This window comes from Comamonas testosteroni, from assembly GCF_030505195.1.
Classification (GTDB): domain Bacteria; phylum Pseudomonadota; class Gammaproteobacteria; order Burkholderiales; family Burkholderiaceae_C; genus Comamonas; species Comamonas testosteroni_G.
Map to the genome: position 1 here is coordinate 4,476,246 of NZ_CP129672.1, position 21,993 is coordinate 4,498,238.

At 60.6% G+C, this 21,993-nt stretch carries 20 protein-coding genes; all 20 read right to left on the bottom strand.

What is annotated here, in order from left to right; genetic code table 11:
- Positions 1-53: 53 nt before the first annotated feature.
- Entirely contained in the window at positions 54-758 is a 705-nt protein-coding gene (gene tolQ / locus QYQ99_RS20690) for a protein TolQ (RefSeq protein WP_302089815.1), read from the bottom strand.
- Positions 755-1,153: a tol-pal system-associated acyl-CoA thioesterase gene (ybgC, locus tag QYQ99_RS20695; RefSeq protein WP_034376618.1), complete on the bottom strand. Its 399-nt coding sequence runs from the start codon at positions 1,151-1,153 to the stop codon at positions 755-757. The genes tolQ and ybgC overlap by 4 nt, the downstream gene beginning before the upstream one ends.
- 181 nt (positions 1,154-1,334) lie before the next feature.
- On the bottom strand, positions 1,335-2,528 hold the full coding sequence (locus QYQ99_RS20700; protein WP_302089816.1) for a pyridoxal phosphate-dependent aminotransferase: 1,194 nt from the start codon (positions 2,526-2,528) through the stop codon (positions 1,335-1,337).
- A 207-nt stretch (positions 2,529-2,735) separates the two neighbouring features.
- Positions 2,736-3,272, bottom strand: a complete 537-nt coding sequence (nusB, locus tag QYQ99_RS20705) for a transcription antitermination factor NusB (RefSeq protein ID WP_302089817.1) — start codon at positions 3,270-3,272, stop codon at positions 2,736-2,738.
- On the bottom strand, positions 3,265-3,738 hold the full coding sequence (gene ribH, locus QYQ99_RS20710; RefSeq protein ID WP_034376468.1) for a 6,7-dimethyl-8-ribityllumazine synthase: 474 nt from the start codon (positions 3,736-3,738) through the stop codon (positions 3,265-3,267). The genes nusB and ribH overlap by 8 nt, the downstream gene beginning before the upstream one ends.
- Positions 3,739-3,753: 15 nt before the next feature.
- A complete protein-coding gene (gene ribBA / locus QYQ99_RS20715; RefSeq protein WP_302089818.1) occupies positions 3,754-4,875 on the bottom strand; it encodes a bifunctional 3,4-dihydroxy-2-butanone-4-phosphate synthase/GTP cyclohydrolase II in 1,122 nt (373 codons plus the stop codon).
- A gap of 362 nt (positions 4,876-5,237) precedes the next feature.
- Positions 5,238-5,540, bottom strand: coding sequence for a 2Fe-2S iron-sulfur cluster-binding protein (locus tag QYQ99_RS20720; RefSeq protein ID WP_302089819.1), 303 nt, complete (start codon positions 5,538-5,540; stop codon positions 5,238-5,240).
- Positions 5,541-6,118: 578 nt separating this feature from the next.
- Positions 6,119-7,540: an amidohydrolase family protein gene (locus QYQ99_RS20725; protein ID WP_302089820.1), complete on the bottom strand. Its 1,422-nt coding sequence runs from the start codon at positions 7,538-7,540 to the stop codon at positions 6,119-6,121.
- 7 nt (positions 7,541-7,547) lie between these two features.
- Positions 7,548-8,663 (bottom strand): BMP family ABC transporter substrate-binding protein, encoded by a 1,116-nt coding sequence (locus QYQ99_RS20730; protein WP_302089821.1) that lies wholly within the window; start codon positions 8,661-8,663, stop codon positions 7,548-7,550.
- 49 nt (positions 8,664-8,712) lie between these two features.
- Complete coding sequence (locus QYQ99_RS20735; protein ID WP_302089822.1) at positions 8,713-9,645, bottom strand: ABC transporter permease; 933 nt, start codon at positions 9,643-9,645, stop codon at positions 8,713-8,715.
- A 2-nt stretch (positions 9,646-9,647) separates the two neighbouring features.
- Positions 9,648-10,679, bottom strand: coding sequence for an ABC transporter permease (locus QYQ99_RS20740; RefSeq protein WP_302093228.1), 1,032 nt, complete (start codon positions 10,677-10,679; stop codon positions 9,648-9,650).
- Positions 10,680-10,704: 25 nt separating this feature from the next.
- Positions 10,705-12,318 (bottom strand): ABC transporter ATP-binding protein, encoded by a 1,614-nt coding sequence (locus QYQ99_RS20745; RefSeq protein ID WP_302089823.1) that lies wholly within the window; start codon positions 12,316-12,318, stop codon positions 10,705-10,707.
- 1 nt (position 12,319) lies between these two features.
- Positions 12,320-13,711, bottom strand: coding sequence for a nucleobase:cation symporter-2 family protein (locus QYQ99_RS20750; RefSeq protein ID WP_302089824.1), 1,392 nt, complete (start codon positions 13,709-13,711; stop codon positions 12,320-12,322).
- A gap of 84 nt (positions 13,712-13,795) precedes the next feature.
- Complete coding sequence (locus tag QYQ99_RS20755) at positions 13,796-15,193, bottom strand: UbiD family decarboxylase (RefSeq protein WP_437439049.1); 1,398 nt, start codon at positions 15,191-15,193, stop codon at positions 13,796-13,798.
- Positions 15,194-15,292: 99 nt separating this feature from the next.
- Positions 15,293-16,240, bottom strand: coding sequence for an amidohydrolase family protein (locus tag QYQ99_RS20760; protein ID WP_003077654.1), 948 nt, complete (start codon positions 16,238-16,240; stop codon positions 15,293-15,295).
- A 20-nt stretch (positions 16,241-16,260) separates the two neighbouring features.
- Positions 16,261-17,196, bottom strand: a complete 936-nt coding sequence (locus QYQ99_RS20765) for an amidohydrolase family protein (RefSeq protein WP_003077653.1) — start codon at positions 17,194-17,196, stop codon at positions 16,261-16,263.
- A gap of 34 nt (positions 17,197-17,230) precedes the next feature.
- Positions 17,231-18,343, bottom strand: coding sequence for a CobW family GTP-binding protein (locus QYQ99_RS20770; RefSeq protein ID WP_302089825.1), 1,113 nt, complete (start codon positions 18,341-18,343; stop codon positions 17,231-17,233).
- Positions 18,340-20,634 carry a xanthine dehydrogenase family protein molybdopterin-binding subunit gene (locus QYQ99_RS20775; RefSeq protein ID WP_302089826.1) on the bottom strand — a complete coding sequence of 765 codons (2,295 nt, stop codon included), beginning with the start codon at positions 20,632-20,634 and terminating at the stop codon, positions 18,340-18,342. Before QYQ99_RS20775 ends, QYQ99_RS20770 begins: the two co-directional genes overlap by 4 nt.
- Positions 20,631-21,119, bottom strand: coding sequence for a (2Fe-2S)-binding protein (locus QYQ99_RS20780; RefSeq protein WP_302089827.1), 489 nt, complete (start codon positions 21,117-21,119; stop codon positions 20,631-20,633). The genes QYQ99_RS20775 and QYQ99_RS20780 overlap by 4 nt, the downstream gene beginning before the upstream one ends.
- The gene (locus QYQ99_RS20785; RefSeq protein WP_302089828.1) at positions 21,116-21,985 is read right to left on the bottom strand and encodes an FAD binding domain-containing protein; all 870 of its coding nucleotides are present in this window, start codon (positions 21,983-21,985) and stop codon (positions 21,116-21,118) included. Before QYQ99_RS20785 ends, QYQ99_RS20780 begins: the two co-directional genes overlap by 4 nt.
- Positions 21,986-21,993: the final 8 nt, after the last annotated feature.

Here is a 21,993-nt window from a genome sequence, read left to right on the forward strand (position 1 = left end):
CCCTTCCGATGAGAGAGGGGGAAGGCGCGAAGCGACTCAGGGTGGGCTTCATCTCAATGGCCGGAGGCGGAGCCGCTGGCGGTGGAGCCGACATTGCGCTGCAAGATATTGGAGAACTCTTCGATGAAGGTTTCTTCCTGGCTGGCGATGCGGTCGATATGGTGGGCGTAGCGGTTATAGGCCGTCACGGCGGGGATGGCCGCAAACAGACCCATGGCGGTGGCCACCAGGGCTTCGGCAATGCCGGGGGCCACGGTGGCCAGCGTGATCTGCTCCATGTTGGCAAAGCCGGTGAAGGCGTGCATCACGCCCCACACGGTGCCGAACAGGCCGACGTAGGGCGAGACCGAGGCCACGGTGCCGAGAAAGGACAGGCCGGATTCGATCTCGTCGAGTTCGCGCTGAAAGCTCGCGCGCATGGCGCGGCGCGTGCCGTCCATCAGCGTGGCGACATCGCCGATGCGGCGCTCGCGCAGCTTCTGGTACTCACGCATGCCGCTGGCAAAGATGCGCTCCATGGGGCCGCCGGTCTTGGCGTTCTGCGCGGCAGAGGCGTAGAGGTCGTTGAGACTGGTGCCCGACCAGAAGTCCTGCTCGAAGTTGTCGTTGAGCGAGCGCACGCGCTTCAAGGTCTGGGCCTTGCGAAAAATGGTGGCCCAGCTCGCTATGGATGCGATCACCAGGATCAGCATGACCAGCTGTACCACCCAGCTGGCCTGCATGACGAGGCTGAGGATGGACATGTCTTGGGAGTTCATGAAAGTTGCTCCAGGATATGGTTTGGAATTCTCGCGGGGCGCATGGTTGTGCCATCCACCCACCCAATTCGGATGGAGCCCGTGCACAGTGGCGTGGGCTCTTGGGCTTGACTGTTGGAGTGGACCAGCAGCGCCTGTTGCTCGATTGTGAGCGAAGCACGGCCGGCACTTTTCAAGCTAGCGGTAACAAAGAGTTGGTCATCGAGTCGCGCCGGATGCAGATATTCAAGCTGCGCAGACGTTACGACAAAGATGCCGCCGGTTTGTTCCCGCAGCTTTTGCTGGGCGATGCCCAGCGAGCGCAACCACTCGGTGCGGGCACGCTCGAAGAACTTCAGATAGTTGGCATAGAACACGACGCCGCCGGTATCGGTGTCTTCCCAGTAAACGCGCATCGGGAAAGCGAATCTCCCCTGAGCAACTGCGTTGCTTCCCCTCGCCAGGCCCCCCCCAAGGGGGGCAATGCCTTCGCTGGGGCCGCCCATGCGGCGAGGCGGCTCTTGCTTGGCATCACGGGCTTGGGGTGCGTCAGTTTGCGGTGCCGGGGATTCTTGCTTGCTCTGTGTCATCACTGTTTTAGGCAAGAAGCTTCTTCAGGCGTGCAATGGCTTCCTGCAACTGCTCCATGGAGTTGGCAGTGGAAAAGCGCACATAGTTCGCCGTCTCGGCCTGACCAAAGTCGCGGCCCGGGGTGATGGCCAGGTGTGCCTGGTTCATCAGCGCATAGGCAAAGTCCCAGCTGCCCTTGACGCCGAGCTTTTCGGCAGCGGCGCGGCAGTCAGCCCAGGCGTAGAAGGCGCCGTCGGGCTTGACGGGCACGGGCATGCCGATCGATTCGAGAGCCGGGATGAAGTAGTCGCGGCGGGCCTTGAACTCGGCGCGGCGGCGTTCGTATTCGGCAATGCTTTCGGGCTCGAAGCAGGCCAGGGCCGCATATTGCGACACGGTGCTGGCGCAGATGAACAGATGCTGGGCCAGCATCTCGATGGGCGCGACCAGCGATTCGGGCACCACCATCCAGCCCAGGCGCCAGCCCGTCATATTGAAGTATTTGCTGAAGCTGTTGATGGAGATGATGTCGTCGCCGAGAGTCAGGGCCGATTGGCCATAGGCTTCGTCGTAGGACAGGCCCAGATAGATTTCGTCGACGATGGTCAGCCCGCCTTTGGCGCGCACGACTTCGTGAATGCGACGCAGCTCGTCAGGCGCAATCGAGGTGCCCGTGGGGTTGGAGGGCGAGGCCAGCATCACGCCGCGCGTGCGCTCGCCCCAGGCCGCTTCGACCTTGGCGGCGCTGAGCTGAAAGCGCTCCGCCGCCGAGGAGGGGATCAGCACCGGCTTGCCCTCGGCCGCCGAGACAAAGTGGCGGTTGCAGGGGTAGCTGGGGTCTGGCATCAGCACCTCGTCGCCATCGTCGATCAGTGCCAGGCAGGCCAGCTGCAGCGCGGCCGAGGCGCCGGCCGTGATGATGATGCGGCGCGCCGGCACGTCCACGCCGAAGCGGCTGGCGTACCAGGCGCTGATGCGCTCGCGCAGCTCGGGCAGGCCCGGGGCCTGGGTGTATTGCGTGCGGCCGCCGCGGATGGCGCGCTCGGCCGCTTGCTGCACCAGGGGCGGGGCGCTGAAGTCCGGCTCGCCAATGTTCAGATAGATCATGGGCGTGCCGCTGGCGCTGGACTGGCGGGCCACTTCCTGCGCGTGCTTGGCCATTTCCATGACGTAAAAAGGCTCGATGCGTTGGGCGCGGCGGGAAAGCTCGATGACGGACATGGACGACGTTATTCTTTCAATCAATCAGCGTTCGGGTGCAGCCTGGTGCCGGTGGGTGCCGCCGGTGCAGCAGCCTCGCGCCCATAAAAAAACTGCAACCAGCCAGCCGGTGCACGATAGCACCTGCGGCCCTGTTGCAGTATTTGCATTGACTATGCATGTGGCGCCAGCAGGGCCGCGCAGGCACGGCGCTGCAGCTCAAGCGGTTCAGCTGGCAGACTTGCTCGCGCGGTCATGCGCCACTTCGGCGCTGCGCAGCTCGGGAGCCAGCCCGTTGAGCACGGCGTTGACATACTTGTGACCGTCGGTGCCGCCAAATTCCTTGGCCAGTTCGATGCACTCGTTGAGCACCACGCGCCAGGGCACGTCCTGGCAGTTCTGGAATTCATATACGCCAATCCACATGCAGGCATGTTCGATGGGCGAGATCTCGGTCAGGCCGCGATCGAGCTTGGGCGTGATCAGTGCATCCAGTGCAGCCTCGTTTTCCACGCAGCCGCGCAGCAGTGCATCGTAGTGCACCACGTCGGCCTTGTGAAAGCCGGCCAGATCGCGCGTGAAGCGGTCGATGTCGAGCACTGCATTGCGGCCCACGATGTGCTGATACAGGCCTTGCAGTGCGAACTCGCGTGCGCGGCTGCGATTGGATTTGGAGCCCGCCTTGCGTGCGCCGGTGCTGGTCAGACCGGTGCGCTTCTGGGGAGGGCGGCGCGAGCCGGACTCGCTGGATTGTTCTTCACTCATGATCGTCGTAGGAGTTGAGCAGGTTGGCCATTTCCACGGCGACGCGGGCTGCGTCGCGGCCCTTCTCGACCTGGCGGGCAATGGCTTGCTCCATGTTTTCAGTGGTGATGATCGCGTTGGCGATCGGCAGTCGGTAGTCCAGGCTCAGACGTGTCACGCCCGCGCCCGATTCGTTGGCTACCAGCTCGAAGTGGTATGTCTCCCCACGGATGATGCAGCCCAGCGCCACCAGGGCGTCGTACTGATCGGTGTCGGCCAGTGTCTGCAGCGCCACGGGCACTTCGAGTGCGCCGGGGACTGTGACATGGTCGATGTTCTCGCTCTTCACACCCAGTGCCAGCAGCTCGTCGCGGCAGGAGGCAAACAGGGTGTTGGTAATGCTTTCGTTGAAGCGTGCTTGCACGATGCCGATCTTCAGCTCGGCGCCGTTGAGGTTCTGGCCTTGGCCTTTTTCTGCGTTTTGCATCTGGTGTTCCGTCTCTTATTCTTTGGGGATGTAACCCGTGATTTCCAGGCCGTAGCCAGCCATGCTGGGCATGCGGCGGGGTTGGCCCATGAGGTGCATCTTGCTCACGCCCAGCTCGCGCAGGATTTGCGCGCCCACGCCATAGGTGCGCAGATCCATGCGGCCGCGCTCGGGCGCCTGGGCCGAGCGGGCCTTGCCTTCGAATTGCGTCAGCAGTTGCTCGCCGGACTCGCTGCAGTTGAGCAGCACAGCCACGCCCTGGCCATTGCCGTTGATGTACTTGAGGCTCTCGTCCAGGCACCAGGAATGCTGGTTGCGGCCGGTTTCGAGCGCATCGAGCACCGACAGCGGCTCATGCACGCGCACGGGCACGGTGGTGTCGGGCTGCCATTCGCCCTTGACCAGTGCCAGGTGCACGGAGCCGCTGGGCAGGTCGCGGAAGGCATGGGCGATGAATTCGCCATGGGCCGTCTGCATGGGGCGGCTGCCCACCTTCTGCAGCAGCGATTCGTTGCGGCTGCGGTATTCGATGAGGTCGGCAATCGTGCCGATCTTGATGCCATGCTCGGCGCAGAACAGCTGCAGATCGGGCAGGCGAGCCATGGTGCCGTCGTCCTTCATGATCTCGCAGATCACGGCCGAGGGCGTGCAGCCAGCCAGCGCGGCCAGATCGCAACCGGCCTCGGTATGGCCGGCGCGCATGAGCACGCCGCCGTCCACGGCCTGCAGCGGAAAGACATGGCCGGGCTGCACCAGATCGCTGGGCTGGCTGTTCTTGTTCACGGCCACCTGGATGGTGCGCGCGCGGTCGGCGGCCGAGATGCCGGTGGTCACGCCTTCGGCGGCTTCGATGGAGATCGTGAAGGCCGTGCTGTACACGGTGCCGTTGCGCGCGGCCATGGGCGGCAGCTTGAGGAATTCGCAGCGCTCGCGGGTCAGCGTCAGACAGATCAGGCCACGGCCGAAGCGGGCCATGAAGTTGATGGCCTCCGCTGTGACATGGTCGGATGCCAGAACCAGATCGCCTTCGTTCTCGCGGTCCTCTTCGTCAACGAGAACGACCATGCGGCCGGCACGCATTTCCGCCACGATTTCCTCGACGGGCGAGATGGGCACGGGTTGGAGGGAGCTGTTCATGGAATGCCTTCTTGGACGTGAACTGGAGGCGATGCACTGCAGTCGGCGGCTGGCGCATGACACGCACCAGTGAGGCATTGCCGACGCCGCCATGGGCGCAGGCAGGACTTCCAAAGAACGTGTGAGGCGGGGGCCGCCTGGGCGGAGCCGCTTTCTGCAGGGCAGGGCCTTGCGGAAAGCGCTCATTCTATTGCAGAGCGGGCTTTGAGCGCGCGAGCCGACCCTGAAACCATGATGCAGTGCAAGAACGGGACGCAGCTCCAAGGCATGGCATCGAGCAAGAGCCGCCCCGCAGCATGGGCCGCCCCCGCCATGATGCCGTCCCCTTTGGGGGGAGAAGCGGCAAGGCCGCTCAGTGGGGACTAATACTCGTGATCCTTGAGCACCACATCGCTGTCGGGATAGGCGCAGCAGGGCAGCACATAGCCTTCGGCCTGTTCCTCGCTCGTCACGCCCGGCCACTCAATGTCGTAGCGCACGCTGCCCGATACCAGCTGTCCCAGGCAGGTGCGGCAGGTGCCGTTGCGGCAGGAGCTGGGCCAGTTCACGCCGCCGCTCTCCAGCGAGTCCAGCAGCGACTGGTCGGCCCAGGCATCGACCTGCTGGCCGCTGGGCTCGCACTTGGCGATGAAGAAGGGAGGGGCAAATGCGGAGTCGTTGGACATGAGGCGCTGTGGAGATTCTTTGCAAAACCCGTTGTTGTAGCCGGTTTGCCAAGGCCGTGGGGTCGGTGCGGGTTGCCTGTTTTTTAGGCGCCTGGAGATGAGTCGTTTGAAATCAATGACTTGTCCGACTTATTCATGAGGTGGGTGCAGTTGTTCACAAGGATGTCCAGCGTAGGACGGGATAAGTGGCTGTCTGTCGGAGGGGGTCTGATCAAAAAACAGGCAATTTGAAAAATATCTGAAAAATCAACTGCTTGAAGCATTGCTGCAAAAGCTATTCAGGCTTGTCCACAGGCTTGTTGAGAAAAATTGGGGAAAAGCCTGACGCTTGTATTTTGGGTAGTTAAAGTCGTAAACCCAAGCTGGTTTGGATGATTTTGGTCGATGAAATTCACGCGAAGCACATTCCAGTGGTGTGCTTCGATGCGATGGAAATTGCTCTGTTGGAGCGCTTTTTCTTTTGTGTACCTGATTCTTCCTCGAATCTCCGTGCCCCCTAAAAGTAGAGCATGCTTCAACGGGCGTCCCTGCTGCGGCTCTTCATAGGAACGCCACCCCTAAGCCAGCACGAGCCGGGCTCAGTTCTGCAGTACCAGCAATGCCTGGACTTCCGCCTTGGCCTGTATCCCGAGCCGCTCGAGATCAAGGCCTGTTGGTAAGTCATCTTCGAGGATGACCTTGCCTGCACACAGCACCCACTTGAGGTGGGGGCGCCCGCCGCTGGCGATGGGGCCGATGGCCGGGTCGTGCAGTCCAAAATATCGGGGGTCATCGAGTGCATATACGGCCAGATCGGCAGCCATACCGGCTGATAGATGGCCGACACCTTCAAAGCCGAGCATCTGCGCGCCGCTGTGGCTGGCCCAGTGGATGATTTGTTCCACGGTGGTGGCGTCGCCGCCTTCTTCGCCTAGCCCTTCGGGTCTGGCGCGGGAAAGCGCGCCAGCCTGGGCGCGGTGGAGCATCCACGCAAAATGCAGCTCGCTGATCATGTCTGCGGCTTCGTTGGAGGCCGCGCCATCAACGCCCATCGTAACGGGGGAGCCCATTTTGGCTAGCGCAGGTGCGGGCGCGATTCCATCGGCTAGGCGGGCATTGCTTTGCGGACAGTGGGCAATGCCGGTACGGCTTTCTCCCAGCATCCTGATTTCCTCGGGGCTCAGGTGTACCAGGTGGGCCAGCCATACATCGGGCCCCAGCCACTCATTGCGGGCAAGATATTCGATGGGTAGACAACCGAATTTTTCACGGCAATGCTCGATATAGGCCACGGACTCCGACATGTGGCTGTGCAGTCGCAAGCCCATGGAGCGCGCGGCTCTGGCCACTTCCTTGAGCTCCTGTTTTGGCAGCGAGACATGGACAGAGGTGGGGGCCATGGCCACTTTGCTCATGGCCATGGGGGTGGTCTGGTGGAAATACTTGGCCGTGGCTTGTACCGAGCTCAGCATCTGATCCAGTGTTTCGGTGGCCTGTAACAGCTTTTCATCGGCCTCCAGCTTGCGGGTGACGGTGGCACCGCCGCGCAGCAACATGAAGCGCATGCCCAGCGCGCTGGCTTCCTCGAAAAGAATGGCGGCAGCATCAAAGTCCTGTCCGGGCTGGAACAGGTAGTGATGGTCGGCTACGGTGGTGCAGCCTGAGCGTAGCAGCTCCACCAGACCAATGCGCACGGCTATGCGCAAACGCTTTTCATCAAAGCTGCGCCGGTAGCTGAAGGGCACAGCCTGCAGCCACGGGCTCAGCGTCAGATTGATGCCCGCAGGCACACCTTTGAGTAAAGACTGGAACAGGTGGTGGTGGGTATTGACCCAGCCGGGGTAGATGACGCAGTTGCTAGCATCGAGCTGCTCCTCGTCGGGCAGGGGCGGTAGTCCGTTGCCCATCTCGGTGATGACGCCGCTCTCGATGCGGATGTCGCGGGCAGGGCTTCTGGCCTTGCTTCCCGGCAGCCCCGTCATGATGGCTGCCGCATTGCGGATCAGAATATTATTTTTCATGGGGCTCTCAGTTCTTGGGCATCAGGCCGTCCACGCCTTGGACCAGATAGTTCATATTGGCCAGATCATCGGGCGAGATATTCTGGCCCGCTGGAACGCGTGTCGTGCCTTGCTGATCGACCACAGGGCCGGTGAAAATCTGGCGCTGACCTGAAGCAATTTCCTTGGTGAGGGTTTCAACCTGGTTGCGCACCTCGGCAGGAATGGCTGAGTTCAGCGGTGCCAGCTTGATGATGCCGTCGCTGAGGCTGCCCATGACGCTTTCAGGCTTCCATTTGTCCGCTAGTACTTCGTTGACGACCTTGATGTAGAAGTTGCCCCAGTTTTGGGTAATAGTGGTGAGATTGGTCGTGGGGCCGAACTTGGACATGTTCGAGTAGTAGCCCAGTGTGTAGACCTTTTTCTCTTCGCCGGTGGTGACGATGGAAACGCCCGAGGTGGCATAGGCAAGGGTGTCTGAACCCAGCTTGATGAGGGCATTGGCGGCATCGCGCTCCTTGCCCGGGTCATACCAGGAATTTACCCAGATCAGGCGCAACTGAGCTTTTGGATTGGCGCTTTTCATGCCGAGTGCGAAAGCGTTCACGCCTTGCAGCACCTCGGGGATAGGGAAGGCGCCCACGTAGCCGACCACATTGTTCTTGGTCATATGACCGGCGATCACACCTTCCAGATAACGGCCCTCATACCAGCGGGCGTTGTAGGTGCCGACATTGCTTGCTGTCTTGTAGCCGGTGCCGTTCATGAAGATGATTTTGGGAGCGGTGCGCGCCACCTTGAGCGTGGGCTCCATGAAGCCAAAGGAGGGCGTGAAGATCAGTTTGCAGCCGTCTTTCACAAAATTGCGTACAACGCGCTCTGCGTCTGGGCCTTCTGCGATGTTTTCTACGTATTGGGTGCTGATTTTGTCGCCGAGGGCAGCGACCAGTTCCTTGCGCGCCAGCTCATGCTGATAGGTCCAGCCGCTCTCTCCGATCGGGTTGGAATAGAGAAAACAGACTTTGAGTGGCTCGGCGGCTGAGGCGCTGCTCAGGCCCAGCATAAAGAGCGACGCTGCGCTCCATGCCGCAAGACAGGGAAATGCGGTCGATCGGTGCGTGTGGCGCACGTTGTTGCTGTTCATGGTCATGCCTCCTTGGTTTTAGTCGTAGGGAACGCGATGCTTTGACACTTCAACTTTCCGGCTTGTAGCTCTGTCCCAGCGAGGCGGGAGAGTTCAGCTTGATCGTGGTCTTGTTGCGCGATATCAGCACCAGCACGACGATGGTGGCGATATAGGGTAGGGCGGACAGCCATTGCGAAGGGAGCTCCAGTGCCAGGCCTGAGCCTTGGACAAACAGCTGGGAGACCAGCACGCCGCCGAACAGATAGGCGCCGACCAGAATGCGCAGGGGGCGCCAGGTGGCAAAAACCACCAGTGCCAGCGCAATCCAGCCCCGGCCTGCGACCATGCCGTCCGCCCAGAGTGGCGTGTAGAACACGGACAGAAACGCTCCGCCCAGACCGGCCATGGCTCCGCCATAGAGCACTGCCATGTAGCGGATGGCGATCACCGGGTAGCCAATGGCGTGGGCTGCGGTGGGTGACTCTCCGACGGCGCGCAGCACCAGACCTCCACGGCTGCGATCCAGAAACCAGGCGGTTGCGGCTACCAGTACCCACGAACCGTAGACAAGCCAGTGCTGGTGAAACAATGCGGTGCCCAGAAACGGTATGTCCCCAAGTATGGGAATGGTGGGGACGGGCACGGCCGTCAGTGGCGCGGATTCATAGGACTTGCCCAAAAAGGCCGACAGACCCACTCCGAAGATGGCCAGGGCCAGCCCGCTGGCGACCTGGTTGGCCTGCATGGTCAGGCACAGATAGCCGAAGATGAGCGCCAGCGCTGCACCTGCGAGCATGCCCACTGCGGCCGCGGTCCAGGGGCCAGCTCCTGCAAAGGCAGCGGCAAAAGCAGCAACCGCGCCCACGGACATAATGCCTTCTGCGCCAAGGTTGAGCACACCAGAGCGTTCGACGATCAGCTCGCCCAGTGCGACGATGATCAGTGGTGTGCCTGCGACCAAGGTGGCCGCCAGGATGGAGGAAATCAGAGAGGTATCCATGGTCAGGCCCTGCGGAGACCGCCTTGCCAGCGCAGACGGTAAGCAATGAACAGATCCGAGGCCAGCAGGAAAAACAGCAGCATTCCCTGGAAAACCTTGGAGATGGAGGACGGCAGGTTCAGTTGCTGCTGGGCTTGCTCGCCGCCCAGGAAGAACAAGGCCATGATCAGGCTGCTGGCCAGAATACCCACGGGGTGCAGGCGTCCGACAAAGGCCACGATGATGGCGGCAAAGCCATAGCCGGCGGAGATTTGCGCCGTCAACTGACCCATGGGACCTGAAACCTCGGTCATCCCGGCCACGCCGGCCAGCGCGCCGCCCGCCAGTAGCCCGACCCAGATGGCCTGCTTTCCCGAAAAACCGGCATAGCGTGCGGCATCAGGTGCCTGACCACCGACCTGCATGCGAAAGCCCTGCATGCTCAATTGCAGAAACACATAGCCTGCCAGCAGTACAAACAACGCCAGAATGAAGCCAGCATGCAGGCGTGTACCTTCGATCAGCACGGGCAATAGCGCACTGTCGCCAAAGCTGCGGGTTTGGGGAAAGTTGTAGCCGTCAGGGTCCTTCCATGGGCCATAGATCAGCCAAGATGCCAGCAACTGGGCTACATAGACCAGCATCAGCGACACCAGGATCTCATTGGTGCCAAAGCGTGTGCGCAACCAGGCTGGGATGGCCGCCCACAGCGCGCCGCCCCAGGCACCGGCCAGCACCATCGCGGGCATGGCCCAGAAAGCGTTTCGGTCTCCCACCATCAGCGCAATGCCGGTGGCAAACACGGCGCCAAGAATGAACTGACCTTCTGCGCCGATATTCCAGACTCCAGCACGAAAGCCGATGGCCAGCCCCATGCTGATCAGCATGAGCGGTGTGGCCTTGAGCAGCAACTCGCTCAGGCCATACAGGTCACTGATGGGCTGAATGAAGAAGGCATGAATGCCGTGCAGCGGTTTTTGACCCAGCGCAGCAAAAAGCAGTGCTCCGCTGAGCACAGTAAGCAGCACGGCCAGCAGTGGCGACAGCCAGCGCATGGAGCGCGAGGCTTCGGGACGTTTTTCAAGCTTGAGCCACACGGCAGACCTCTCTTTCTGTATGAAGAGTGGGCGGTACAGAATGGAGAAGGGGGGCACTCTCTTGAGGCCACATTCCGCTCATCCACAGGCCTATGGTCTCGACATCGGTCTCGTCAATGGCAACTACGGGAGATAGGCAGCCATCAGCAATCACGGCAATGCGGTCGCAGATTTCGAATAGCTCGTCCAGCTCTTCGGAGACCACAAGCAGGCTGGCGCCGCTGTTTCTCAGCTCAATCAGCGACTGGCGAATGAAAGCTGCCGCTCCCACATCCACGCCCCAGGTGGGCTGGGCTGCGATGAGTACTTGAGGCTTTTGCATCAGCTCCCTTCCCACGATGAACTTTTGCAGATTGCCGCCCGAGAGCGAGTTGGCAGGCGCTTGCGGTCCTGAGCATTTGACGTGAAAGCCTGCTATGCAGTTCTGCGCAAACTGGGTCACCGCATCTCTGCGAATCAGACCATGCTGCAGCAGGCCTTGGTCATAGGCCGTCAGCAAGGTGTTTTCGGCCAGGCTCATGGCTGGAACCGCACCACGTCCCAGACGTTCCTCTGGAACAAAGCCCAAGCCTTGTGTGCGGCGACTGGCGCTGTTCAGGTGCGCGACTGGCCGGCCATTGAGATGAATCATGGCGGCATCGCGCGGCGGAAGCGGGTCTTCCCCTGATAGGGCAAACATCAGCTCCTGCTGGCCGTTGCCGGACACTCCGGCAATGCCCAGGATTTCACCGGGCTTGAGGGTAAAGCTGATGTCCTGTAATGCCGTGCCAAAAGGATGGCTGGCAGCGCGGGACAGAGAATGGACTTGTAGCCTGGCAGTGTCTTCTGTATTGGCCATGGGCTTGGGGCGCTGGCAGGGTACCAGCTCCTTGCCAATCATCATGCGGGCCATGGAAGCTGGTGTCTCCTGGGCCGGAATGCAATGGCTCGTCACGCGACCGCTTCGCAAAACAGTAGCACTGTGGCAAAGCTCTTGAACTTCATCCAGCTTGTGGCTGATGTAGAGAATGCTGCAGCCTTCATCGGCCAGCTGGCGCAGGGTTTCAAATAGCTTGCGCACGGCCTGCGGCGTGAGAACCGAGGTCGGCTCATCCATGATGAGTAGCTTTGGATTTTGAAGCAGGCAGCGGATGATTTCCACGCGCTGGCGCTCGCCGACGGAGAGGGTGTGCACCAGCCGCAGCGGGTCTGTGGGCAAGCCATAGCGCTGGCCGACCGCATGAATGCGCTGACACAGGTCAGCCAGGTCGGGGCGACCCGGCAAGGCGAGGGCCACGTTCTGCACGACGGTGAGTGTCTCGAACAGCTGAAAATGCTGAAACACCATGCCAATGCCCAGTGCGCGAGCCAGGCCGGGGCTGCCCATCTGCACGCGCTCGCTTTGCCAGTAGATCTCTCCGTCGGTTGGAGTAGTCACCCCGTAGATGATTTTCATCAGCGTGGATTTTCCCGCGCCGTTTTCGCCAAGGATGGCTTGAATTTCACCGGGTGCCACGACCAGGTCGATGCCGTCATTGGCAACCACGGAGGAATAGACCTTGCGAATGCCTCGCAGCTCCAGCTGGGTTTTGCCTTGAGAAGGGATGAGACTTGGCATGTCAGGCCGCCTTTTCTAGAGCGTGAAGGGATGGCTCCTGGCTGGTGCTGGCGTTAAACAGGACGTTCAGCAGCACGGCGGTGAAGGTGCCCAGCAAAATCCCGTTCTGGCAGAATTTGGCCAGCAGATCTGGCAGGCGCATGAAGAAGCGGTCCGCGACCAGAGGAATCATGCCCATGGCCAGGCTGATGGCCACGATGTAGGCGTTCTTGCGGTTTTCGACAAAATCCACATGGCTGAGGATGCGCACGCCCGTGGCTGCCACCATGCCGAACATCACCATGGCTGCGCCGCCCAGCACATACTGGGGAATGGATGCGGCGATGAAAGACAGTTTGGGAAAGCTGCTGATCACGATCAGCATTACCCCGGCTGTTACGCAGACCCAGCGGCTGCGTACCCCGGTGACCTGCACCAGTCCGATGTTCTGCGCATAGGAGGTGTATGTGAACGTGTTGAAGATGCCACCCACGATGGCTCCAACACCATCGGCGCGGAGGCCGCGGGCGATATCGTCTTTCTCCAACGGACGCTCCACCACTTCTGAAAGGGCCAGGAACTGACCCACGCCCTCGATCATGATGACAACCATCACCACGCACAGCGTGACCGTGGTCATCACGTCAACGGTGGGAATGCCAAAGTGAAACGGCGTGATGATGCGTATCCACTGTGTGGATTGCATGCCCACGAAGTTGACCTGGCCTGATGCCAGCGTGATCAAAAAGCCAACGGCGATGCCGATCAGGACGGCGATGTTTGACAGAAAACCCTTGCACCAGGCGATGATGAAGAGAATCGTCATCAGCACGATGCCGGAGATGGCTATGTGCGAGGGAATGCCATAGGCTGGGTTGTTGATGGGGCCGTTGGGGCCGGGGATGGTGGGGTTTCCACCCGCTGCCCAGTTGATTCCCACGCGCATCAGCGAAATGCCAATGATCAGAACGACGGAGCCGGTGACCACGGGTGGAAACCAGCGCAGTAGACGGCTGACATAAGGAGCAACTAGCAGCGTGAATATGCCCGCGATGATGACTCCGCCAAAAACCGCTCTAAGACCTAGCCCTGGTGTGCTGCCTGCTGCAATAATAGGAGCGACTGCGGTGAAGGTCACTCCCATCATCATGGGCAGGCGTATGCCCACCTTGCCAATGCCCATGCTCTGGATGATAGTCACCAGCCCGCAGCAGAACAGGTCTGCTGCGATCAGGAATGCTGTGTCCTCTTTGGTCAGTTTGAGGGCGTTGCCAATGATGAGGGGAACGGCAATCGCCCCCGCATACATAACCAGCACATGCTGCAGTCCCAGTGCTGTTAGTTTGGGCAAAGGCAGTTTTTCATCGACTGGATGTACTGCGGGCGGACTATGGTTCGTGGTGCTCGTCGTCATGGTTTGTCTCCTGAACAGGTTTCGAGCGGTCTGGAAACACCTGGCTTTTTCAGCTCTGTGTGTCCCAGACGGTTTATGGCTGTCTCATGTGTCGTTGCGCAGGCTGGAGAGAATCAAGGGTTGAACACGCTGCATGGCTTCGGGACTGATGCGTGCCCGCAAGCCGTCGAACTTGGGTCCCCGCGTGGCATCAATGCCAAGGCGTGAGGTGGTTCCATCGGCGGAAGAGGACGGGTCCAGCGGGCTGCCAGGTAGTCCGTCCACCATGAACAGATCTTGGTGCGGCTGGAAATGCGTTGCCATGGCCCAGAGCACTTCTTCATCGCGGGTGATGTCCACATCCTCGTCAACGGCAAACACTGTCTTCAGATATGGGTCCCAGCCCAGCAGGCCCAGCATGACCTGGCGTGCTTCTCCGGGGCGTGATTGCTTGAGCGCGACATAGGCGTGGAAGTGCGTTCCGGAATTGGGGTAGTGCACTGCAGTCACGCCGGGAAAGCGCTCCTTGAGCTTTTCCACCATCTCGGACTCTCTGGGGATACGGCCCAGATTCAGGTGCTCGGCCGAATTGCCTCCCACCACATCGAGCAGCCAGGCATCGCTGCGCTGCATCAGGGCCTCGACCTTGAAGACGTTGTTGGTGGATCGGTCCGAGGAGTAGCCGGTGAATTCGCCGAAAGGCCCTTCTTCGGCGCGCATGCTGGGGTCAATCACGCCTTCAAGAACGAACTCCGCATGGGCAGGAACGGAAATGCCGTACTTTGGAGTTTTGACGACTTGCAGCGGAGCACCGATCAGGCCACCCGCCACGTGGCGCTCATCGATGCCATAGGGCAGGCGTGCAGCCGCGGCCAGCATGAACAGCGGATGTGCACCGATGACCATGGCCACTGGCAGGGGTTTGCCTTGGGTTTCGGCGGCCCGCAACATGCGCCACAGGTGACCGCGCGAGTGCAGGCTGGTGGCGATCTCCGTGTCTGAGTGAACCATGGAGCGGTGATAGCTCACATTGCTTATGCCATCGAACTCGGAAATCAGAATGGAGTTGGTGATGTAGGGGCCGCGATCACTGGCGAAATGCTTGATGGTCGGGATGTCGGTATGCAGATTGATCTGGCTGCTCTTGATTTGCTGCAGGACTTTGCCGTCCTGAATCAACTGCGGCTGCAGCAGGTTTCTGCTGCGAGCTTGGTATTCGGCGTGTAGGCCCGCGGCACCCACTCCGCCCAGCATGCGGCCCACGCGTTCACGTGAGGCAAACAGATTGGTAATTAATGGGCGCTGCAGGTCCTCAATCTGGTTGAAGCGCAGCAAGGGGTGAAGACCTTGAGCGGCGAGGGACCAGACGATGGCAGTGACATCCTGGTCGCGACCGGCGGGGTGGTCGATGGACAGAACATCCTCCGGCCAGCTGTCGGCATAGGCTGCATAGAAGTCGTGCAAATCCTGACCGGTGTCCATCATTGTTGTTCTGGCATTCATCGAGTGCCTCCTCGGCAAAGCGAAACGGGGAGCCAGCGATTGCTGGCACTTTCTCTGTATGGGGTGCCCACCGCCCGTGGGCGATGGGCGAGAGCCGCACTATTTGGCTGCGGCGAAGGTCATGGCTTCTTTTCTTTCGACACCTGCGTAGGTGTCTTTCAGGCGGGCCTTTGCGTCTTCCTGGCTTTTCGGCGGAGGTGTGGTTTCAATGCCCACTAGTCGCGCAATGTTGTTGCCCAGGTAGTCTTCCAGCGTGTCCTCGTCGAGGTCGATTCCGTGCGGTGCGGGGCGGCACAGCATTTCCAGCTCGCGAAGCCACATGCCGGGCTCGTTGGGAGGGCTGTCCGTGCCGAACACCAGCTTGTTGCGCGGTAGTTCCTTGGCAAACTCGGCAATGCGCGCCTGGAAGCACCAGCCGGATTCGACATAGACATTGGGCGTGTCCATGGCCATCCAGAAGGTCTCGAACGAATAGTTGCCACCGGTCTGAATGCCAAAGTGCGCGATCACGAAGTTCACCATGGGGAACTCGCGAATGATCGGGTAGAACATCGTGGGAATGGTGAACGGGCCGTCACCGGTGTGGATCAGCACAACGATGTTGTACTTGGCGCAGACCTTCATCGCCGGGCGCAGCCATTCCAGCGCGCGATCAGGCCGGTAGCCATGCATATTGGCGTGCAGCTTGATCATCTTGAAGCCATAGGCCAGATGGTGGTACTCGATTTCGGCAGCACCGTTTTCGGGACCCCAGCGCGGGTTGTAGGTGAAGTTGCCGATGAAACGGTCAGGGTACTTCTGAGTGAGCTCGGCAATGTAAGACATATAGTCACGGATGCCGTCACGGCCGCGGCGGTTGCCATCACGGTAGCCGGTATTACCGGGTGGGGGCTGGATGAAGCCCATGTCGATGCGGCGCGGCTTGCCGTTGATCATGTAGGGACCATCCATGAGCTTGAGCATGCGCTCGCCATTGAAGGGCGTACCTGTGTGGCGCCACGCCTCGTCCACCAGATTGGTGGGGTGCAGGTGGGTGTCGATAATCATTTGGTGTCTCCGGGCTTGAATTAGTACAGTTCGATCACGGGCTGGCGCTCGGCCTTGTGGCCCAACATCTGCTCAGCCTCTTCAAAGGTGCGAGGCGCTGGCGTGGGTTCGATGCCGATCATTCGGGCGATGTTGTTGCCCAGGTAGTCCTCTAACGTTTCCTCGTCGAGGTTCATGCCCTGTGGGGGGTTGGTACACAGCACTTCCAGCAGGCGCAGCCACATGCCGGGCTCGTTGGGTGGGGTGTCGGTGCCAAAAATGATCTTGTGCTTGGGCAGTACCTTGGCAAACTCCACAATGCGCGACTGCAGGCACCAGCCGGATTCGCAATAGACATTGGGCAGATCCATGGCGGCTTGAAAGGGCTCAAAGCAATAGACGCCGCCGGTCTGCACGCCGAAGTGGGCCATGATGAAGTTCACATTGGGGAACTCCTGAATCATGGGAATCCATTCGGAGGGGATGCTGTAGGGGCCGTCGCCCGTATGCAGCTTCACCGGCACACCCAGCTCGGCGCATTTTTCGAAAGCCGGGCGCACCCAGTCCAGCGCGCGGTCGGGCCGGTAGGCATGCATATTGGCCTGCATCTGAACCATCTTGAAGCCATGCTCCTTGACATAGCGCTCTATGGCTTCGACGCCGTTCTTGACGCCGCAGCGAGGGTTGTAGACAAAGCAGCCAATGAAGCGGTCGGGATGCTCCTGCACGCATTTGAGGGTGTAAGCCATGTAATCGTCGATGGACTCGCGGCCCGACTTCTCACCGTCGCTCCATGTGTAGATGGTGTTGCCCTGGGGCGGCTGAATGAATGCCTTGTCGATACGGCGGGGTTTGCCATTGACGTAGTAGGGGCCATCCATGGTTTTGAGCAGCCGGTCCACGGTATAGGGTTTGCCGTCGTGCCACCAAGCCAGGTCAACCTGGTCGGTGGGGTAGCAACTGATGTCGATGATCATGTGTCTCTCCTTCTGTGATGACGGTTGAAGCGCTTCAGGCGGCTTCCTGAGCCTCGATGGAAACCAGGTGGCGAGTGAGTGCGCTTCGCAGCTGCGAGGCATTGAGATGGCGACCAATGAAGACCAGCTTGCTGCCGGGTGTTTCATCCCACCAGGGCAGGGCGGGCTTGAGTTCGAGCAGGCGGTGAACCCCTTGCAGCACATGGCGGCGGTCATCGCCTTGCACATGCAAAATTCCTTTGACGCGGTAGATGTCGTCGCCGTGTTCGCTCAGCAGTGCATTCAGCGTGGGCATCAGGGCATCGATATCGAAGGGCCGGTCAAAGGTGAACGACACAGAGTTCACGGACGGGTCGTGCGTGTGAGCATGCTCAGCGGACGGGCCAATGGCCGGCAGATGATCGTGTTCCTGGTGCGTGCAATGCTCGTCGCAGACATGGGCACCGATGGGGCCGCCAATGGCTGGCTTGTGCAGAAAGTCGGGGTCTGTCATGGACAGTGCATCGGACTCATATGTCTGCAATCCCAGAATCTGGGATAGGTCCACTTGGGCCTGCACAGTGCGCATCACAGGCGCAATGCTGTTGAGTGTGCGGATGCGGCGCTCCAGCTCCTTGAGCTCGGACTCGCCGACCAGATCGGACTTGTTCAGCAGGATTCGGTCTGCAACCACAATTTGCGTGACGGCCTGGTTGTCATACTCGGCCAAGGCTGGATCGTCCAGGTGAGGCTGGACGTGTACGGCATCTACCAGAGTGACGATGCCGTCCAGCATCACTTTCTTGGCCACGTCGTTGTCCATGAAGAAGGTGGCGGCCACGGGCGAGGGGTCCGCCAGTCCGCTGGTCTCCACCAGGATGTGGTCAAACTGGTCCTTGCGGTCGAGCAGCTTCTGCAGAATCTGCACCAGATCGTTGCGCACATCGACTACGCAGCAGATGCATCCATTGGCGACCTGGAAGATTTCCTCTTCGGAGGCCATCACCAGATCGGAGTCCACATCTATTTCGCCGAACTCGTTTTCGATCACAGCGATGCGGTGACCATGCTTTTCCGTGAGGATGTGATTGAGCAGCGTCGTCTTGCCTGCCCCCAGAAAGCCAGTGAGTATGGTGACGGGAATGGGGCGTTGAGAGGTCGAGGTCATGTGTAAGCTCCTTCTGTGACACGGTGGCCTTGCGCAGTCCGGGCTTTGAGCGCTTGCAGCACTTGCTCGGGACGGATGGGGTAGTGACGAAAGCGCACGCCGATGGCGTCATACACGGCGTTCACGATGGCCGGACCGATGGCGATGATGGGGTCCTCGCCCACGCCTTTGGCGCCATACGGACCGCCTGGATCGGGCGCGGTCTCCAGCAGCACGGTGCGTATCTGAGGCATGTCCATGGACAGCGGCATCTTGTAGTCGACAAAGTTGGCATTCAGTGAGCGCCCGGTACTCATGTCGATCTGGTAGTCCTCGTAAAGCGTGTGACCTATGCCCTGCTGTATGCCGCCTTCGATCTGGCCGGCAGCCGCAATCGGATGGATCACCTTGCCGATTTCATGCACGGGTACAACCTGCAGTACCGTGATCTGACCGGTTTCGGTGTCCACGCTGACCTCGGCAAAGTGGGCCGCGAAGGAATAGGCCTTGGTGGGGTGATAGGTGGCTGTGCCCACCAGTTGCGCAGCCGGAATGCCTTTGCGCGCTGCGACGGCATCACGCACGCTCATGCTTTTGCCATCGGGGCCACATATCACGCCCTGTGACACCTGGAGGTTGGAGGCAGCAGTGTCAAGATAGCCTGCAGCGCGCTCCAGCAGTTGCTCTTTGACCTTCGCTGCCGCCATCTGGGCCGCTCGCCCACCCATATAGGTTGTGTGGCTGGCAAATGCGCCAATGTCCCAGGGAACGACGTCGGTGTCTCCATGCATGACGCTGACGGCCTCAAAGCACAGGCCCAGCTCCTGGGCCACGATTTGTGCCAGCGCCGTATGGGCGCCTGTGCCCAGACCAGCAGTGCCCGTCAGCAGTACTACCGTGCCGTCTTCATTCATCTTGACGATGGCATTGCCTTGCTCCTTGATGCCGGGGTAGGCGCTGCTGCCATGCATTTCGCAGCCCATGCCCCAGCCTCGGCGTACCGGGCCCTCTTTCGGGCTTGAGCCACGCGGCCAGTGCACCTCTTGCATGCCGCGGCGTATGCAGTCGGGCAAGCCGTGGCCTACGATGGGGTGGCCCGAAGGGGCCAGATCGCCCTGGCTGACGGCATTCATCAGCTTGAGCTCTGCCGGGTTCATGCCCAAGACCTGCGCCGCTTCATCAAGCTGCAGGTCCAGCGCAAAATAGGTCTGAACGACGCCATAGCCGCGAAACGCGCCAGCGATGGGGCTATTGGTATAGACGCATAGCCCTTCCAGGTCCACGTTCTCGCAGCGGTACAGCGATGTCAGGGATGCGGTGCCCACGTTGGTCACGCCCGGGCCATGTGAGCCGTAGGCACCTGAGTTGAAGACCACGCGGGCCTGGCGCGCGGTGATGCTGCCGTCCTTGCGAAAACCCTGTTTGAGCCAGATCTTGAAGGGGTGTCGGGTGCGGCCTCCGAGGAAGGTTTCTTCCCGCGAAAACTCCATGCGCACAGGACGGCGCGTCTGTTTGGCTAGCAGCGCGCAGAGAAACTCGCTCTGGAACAAGTCCTGCTTGGCACCAAAGCCTCCGCCCATATGGTCAACCAGCACGCGCACCTTATGCAGCGGCAGGCCCAGCACTTCGGCCATGATGCCGCGTACCATGAAAGCCGTCTGCGTGGAGATCCAGACCGTGAGATTGCCGTTGCCATCCCACTGGCACATGCAGGCGTTGGGCTCCATATAGGCGGGAGTAGGGCGGCCGCCTTCATACTCGCCTTCGAGGACAAAGTCGGCTTCCTCAAAGCCTTTGACGATGTCCCCGCGCTGTACCCGAACCGGTGGCAGCACCAGATTGCCACCAGGCTCTCGGTCGTGAATGAGTTGGGAGGCTGGTGCGGCCAGAGCTTCTTCGGTGGTGAAAAAAGCCGGAAGTAGCTCATATTCGACATCAATGAGATCAAGAGCCTGCTCTGCAATTTCTTCGCTGGTTGCCGCGACCACCGCAACACTTTCGCCCCAGTACCTGACCTTGCTGTCAAGAATGTACTGATCGCAGGTGACCGATGCAGAGCGTGGGTGTGGTGAGCCTGCGTGCAGCACGCGCGGTACGTTCTCATGGGTCAGAACGGCTTTCACTCCCGGCAGGGCCAGAGCCCGGCTGGTGTCGATCTTCACGATGCGGGCATGGGCGACATTGCTGCGCTTGGTCCTGGCATACAGCATGCCGGGCAGATGCATGTCAGCCACATATTTGGCGTCGCCTGTGACCTTGGCCAGCAAGTCGTTGCGCCTGACGCTGGTTCCGATGATGGATTTTTGGCTCATGATGCGCTGGCCTCCTGTGCGATGGGGGCGGCTGCAACAATGGCGTCCAGAATTTTGGTGTATCCCGTGCAGCGACAGATGTTGCCGGCGATGGCAAAGCGGATGTCTTCGGTGCTCGGGCAGGGGTTCTCGTCCAGCAAGGCTTTGGCAGCGACCAGAATGCCGGGTGTGCAGAAGCCGCATTGCGCCGCGCCGCATTGCATAAAGCATTCCTGCAAGGGATGAAGCTTGCCGTCTGCACCTTGCAGACCTTCAACGGTGGTGATTTCGGCTCCCTGGGCTTCTGCTGCCAGAATCAGGCAGGCGTTGGCAGGGCGGCCATTGAACAAGATGGTGCAGGAGCCGCATTCGCCCACATCGCAGCCTTTCTTGGTGCCCGTCAGACCCATCTCGGTGCGCAGCGCGTCCAGCAGACTGCGGTTGGGTGCGACATCGAAGTCCAGCAGGTCGCCATTGACCGTGCAGGAAACATTGAGCTTGTTCATTGTTGTGCCTCCTTGATGGCTTGTGTCAGTGAGCGAGCAGTCAGCACGCGCACCATGTCCCGGCGGTAGCCAGCGCTGGCGCGCACATCGCTGATGGGTGTCGCTGCAGTAGCTGCCGCCAGACTTGCTGCTGCGATATCCTGTTCATCAGGTATGCGCCCCTTGAGCAGAGCCTCTGCGGCCGCAGCCCGCAAAGGCGTGGGCCCCACTGCGGCAAGAACGATGGATATGGAGTCCACTTTTCCTGCGGCGTTGAGCGTCACGCTGACCGCCACGCCGACGGTGGCCAGCTCCATCTGGCTGCGCCGGCCATGTTTGATGTAGACCTTGCCGGTGCGCTGAGCAGGTGCGGGAAGTTGGATATGGGTGACGATTTCATCGGTCGCCAAAGTGGTGCGTCCCCTGCCTTGCAGAAAATCTTCTACCCGGCATTGGCGCTGCCCTTGCGTGCCGTAGATGTGCAGCACGGCACCGTCGGCAATCAGCGGCGGCAGGCTGTCTGCCGAAGGCGAGGCACGGCAGACATTGCCCACCAGCGTGGCGCGGTTGCGGACCTGGATGGAGGCGAAGTCTGTGCAGGCCTTGGCCAGACTGGCGTAGTGCCTGAGTGCGATGTCCGAGGTCTCGATCTGTCGGGTGGTCACCAGTGCGCCCAGGCGCAGACCGCCTTCCAAAGTGAAACTGAAGTCATCCAGGCCCGGAATCTTCTTGATGTTGACCACATGCGAAGGTGCTCGCACATGCTCTTTCATCATCACCAGCAAATCCGTACCTCCGGCCATCAGGCTGGCAGTGCCTGCGCAGCTTTGCAGCAGTTCTGCGGTCTCCTGCAGGCTGGTGGGTTCTGCATACTCAAAGAACTTCATGCTTGTGA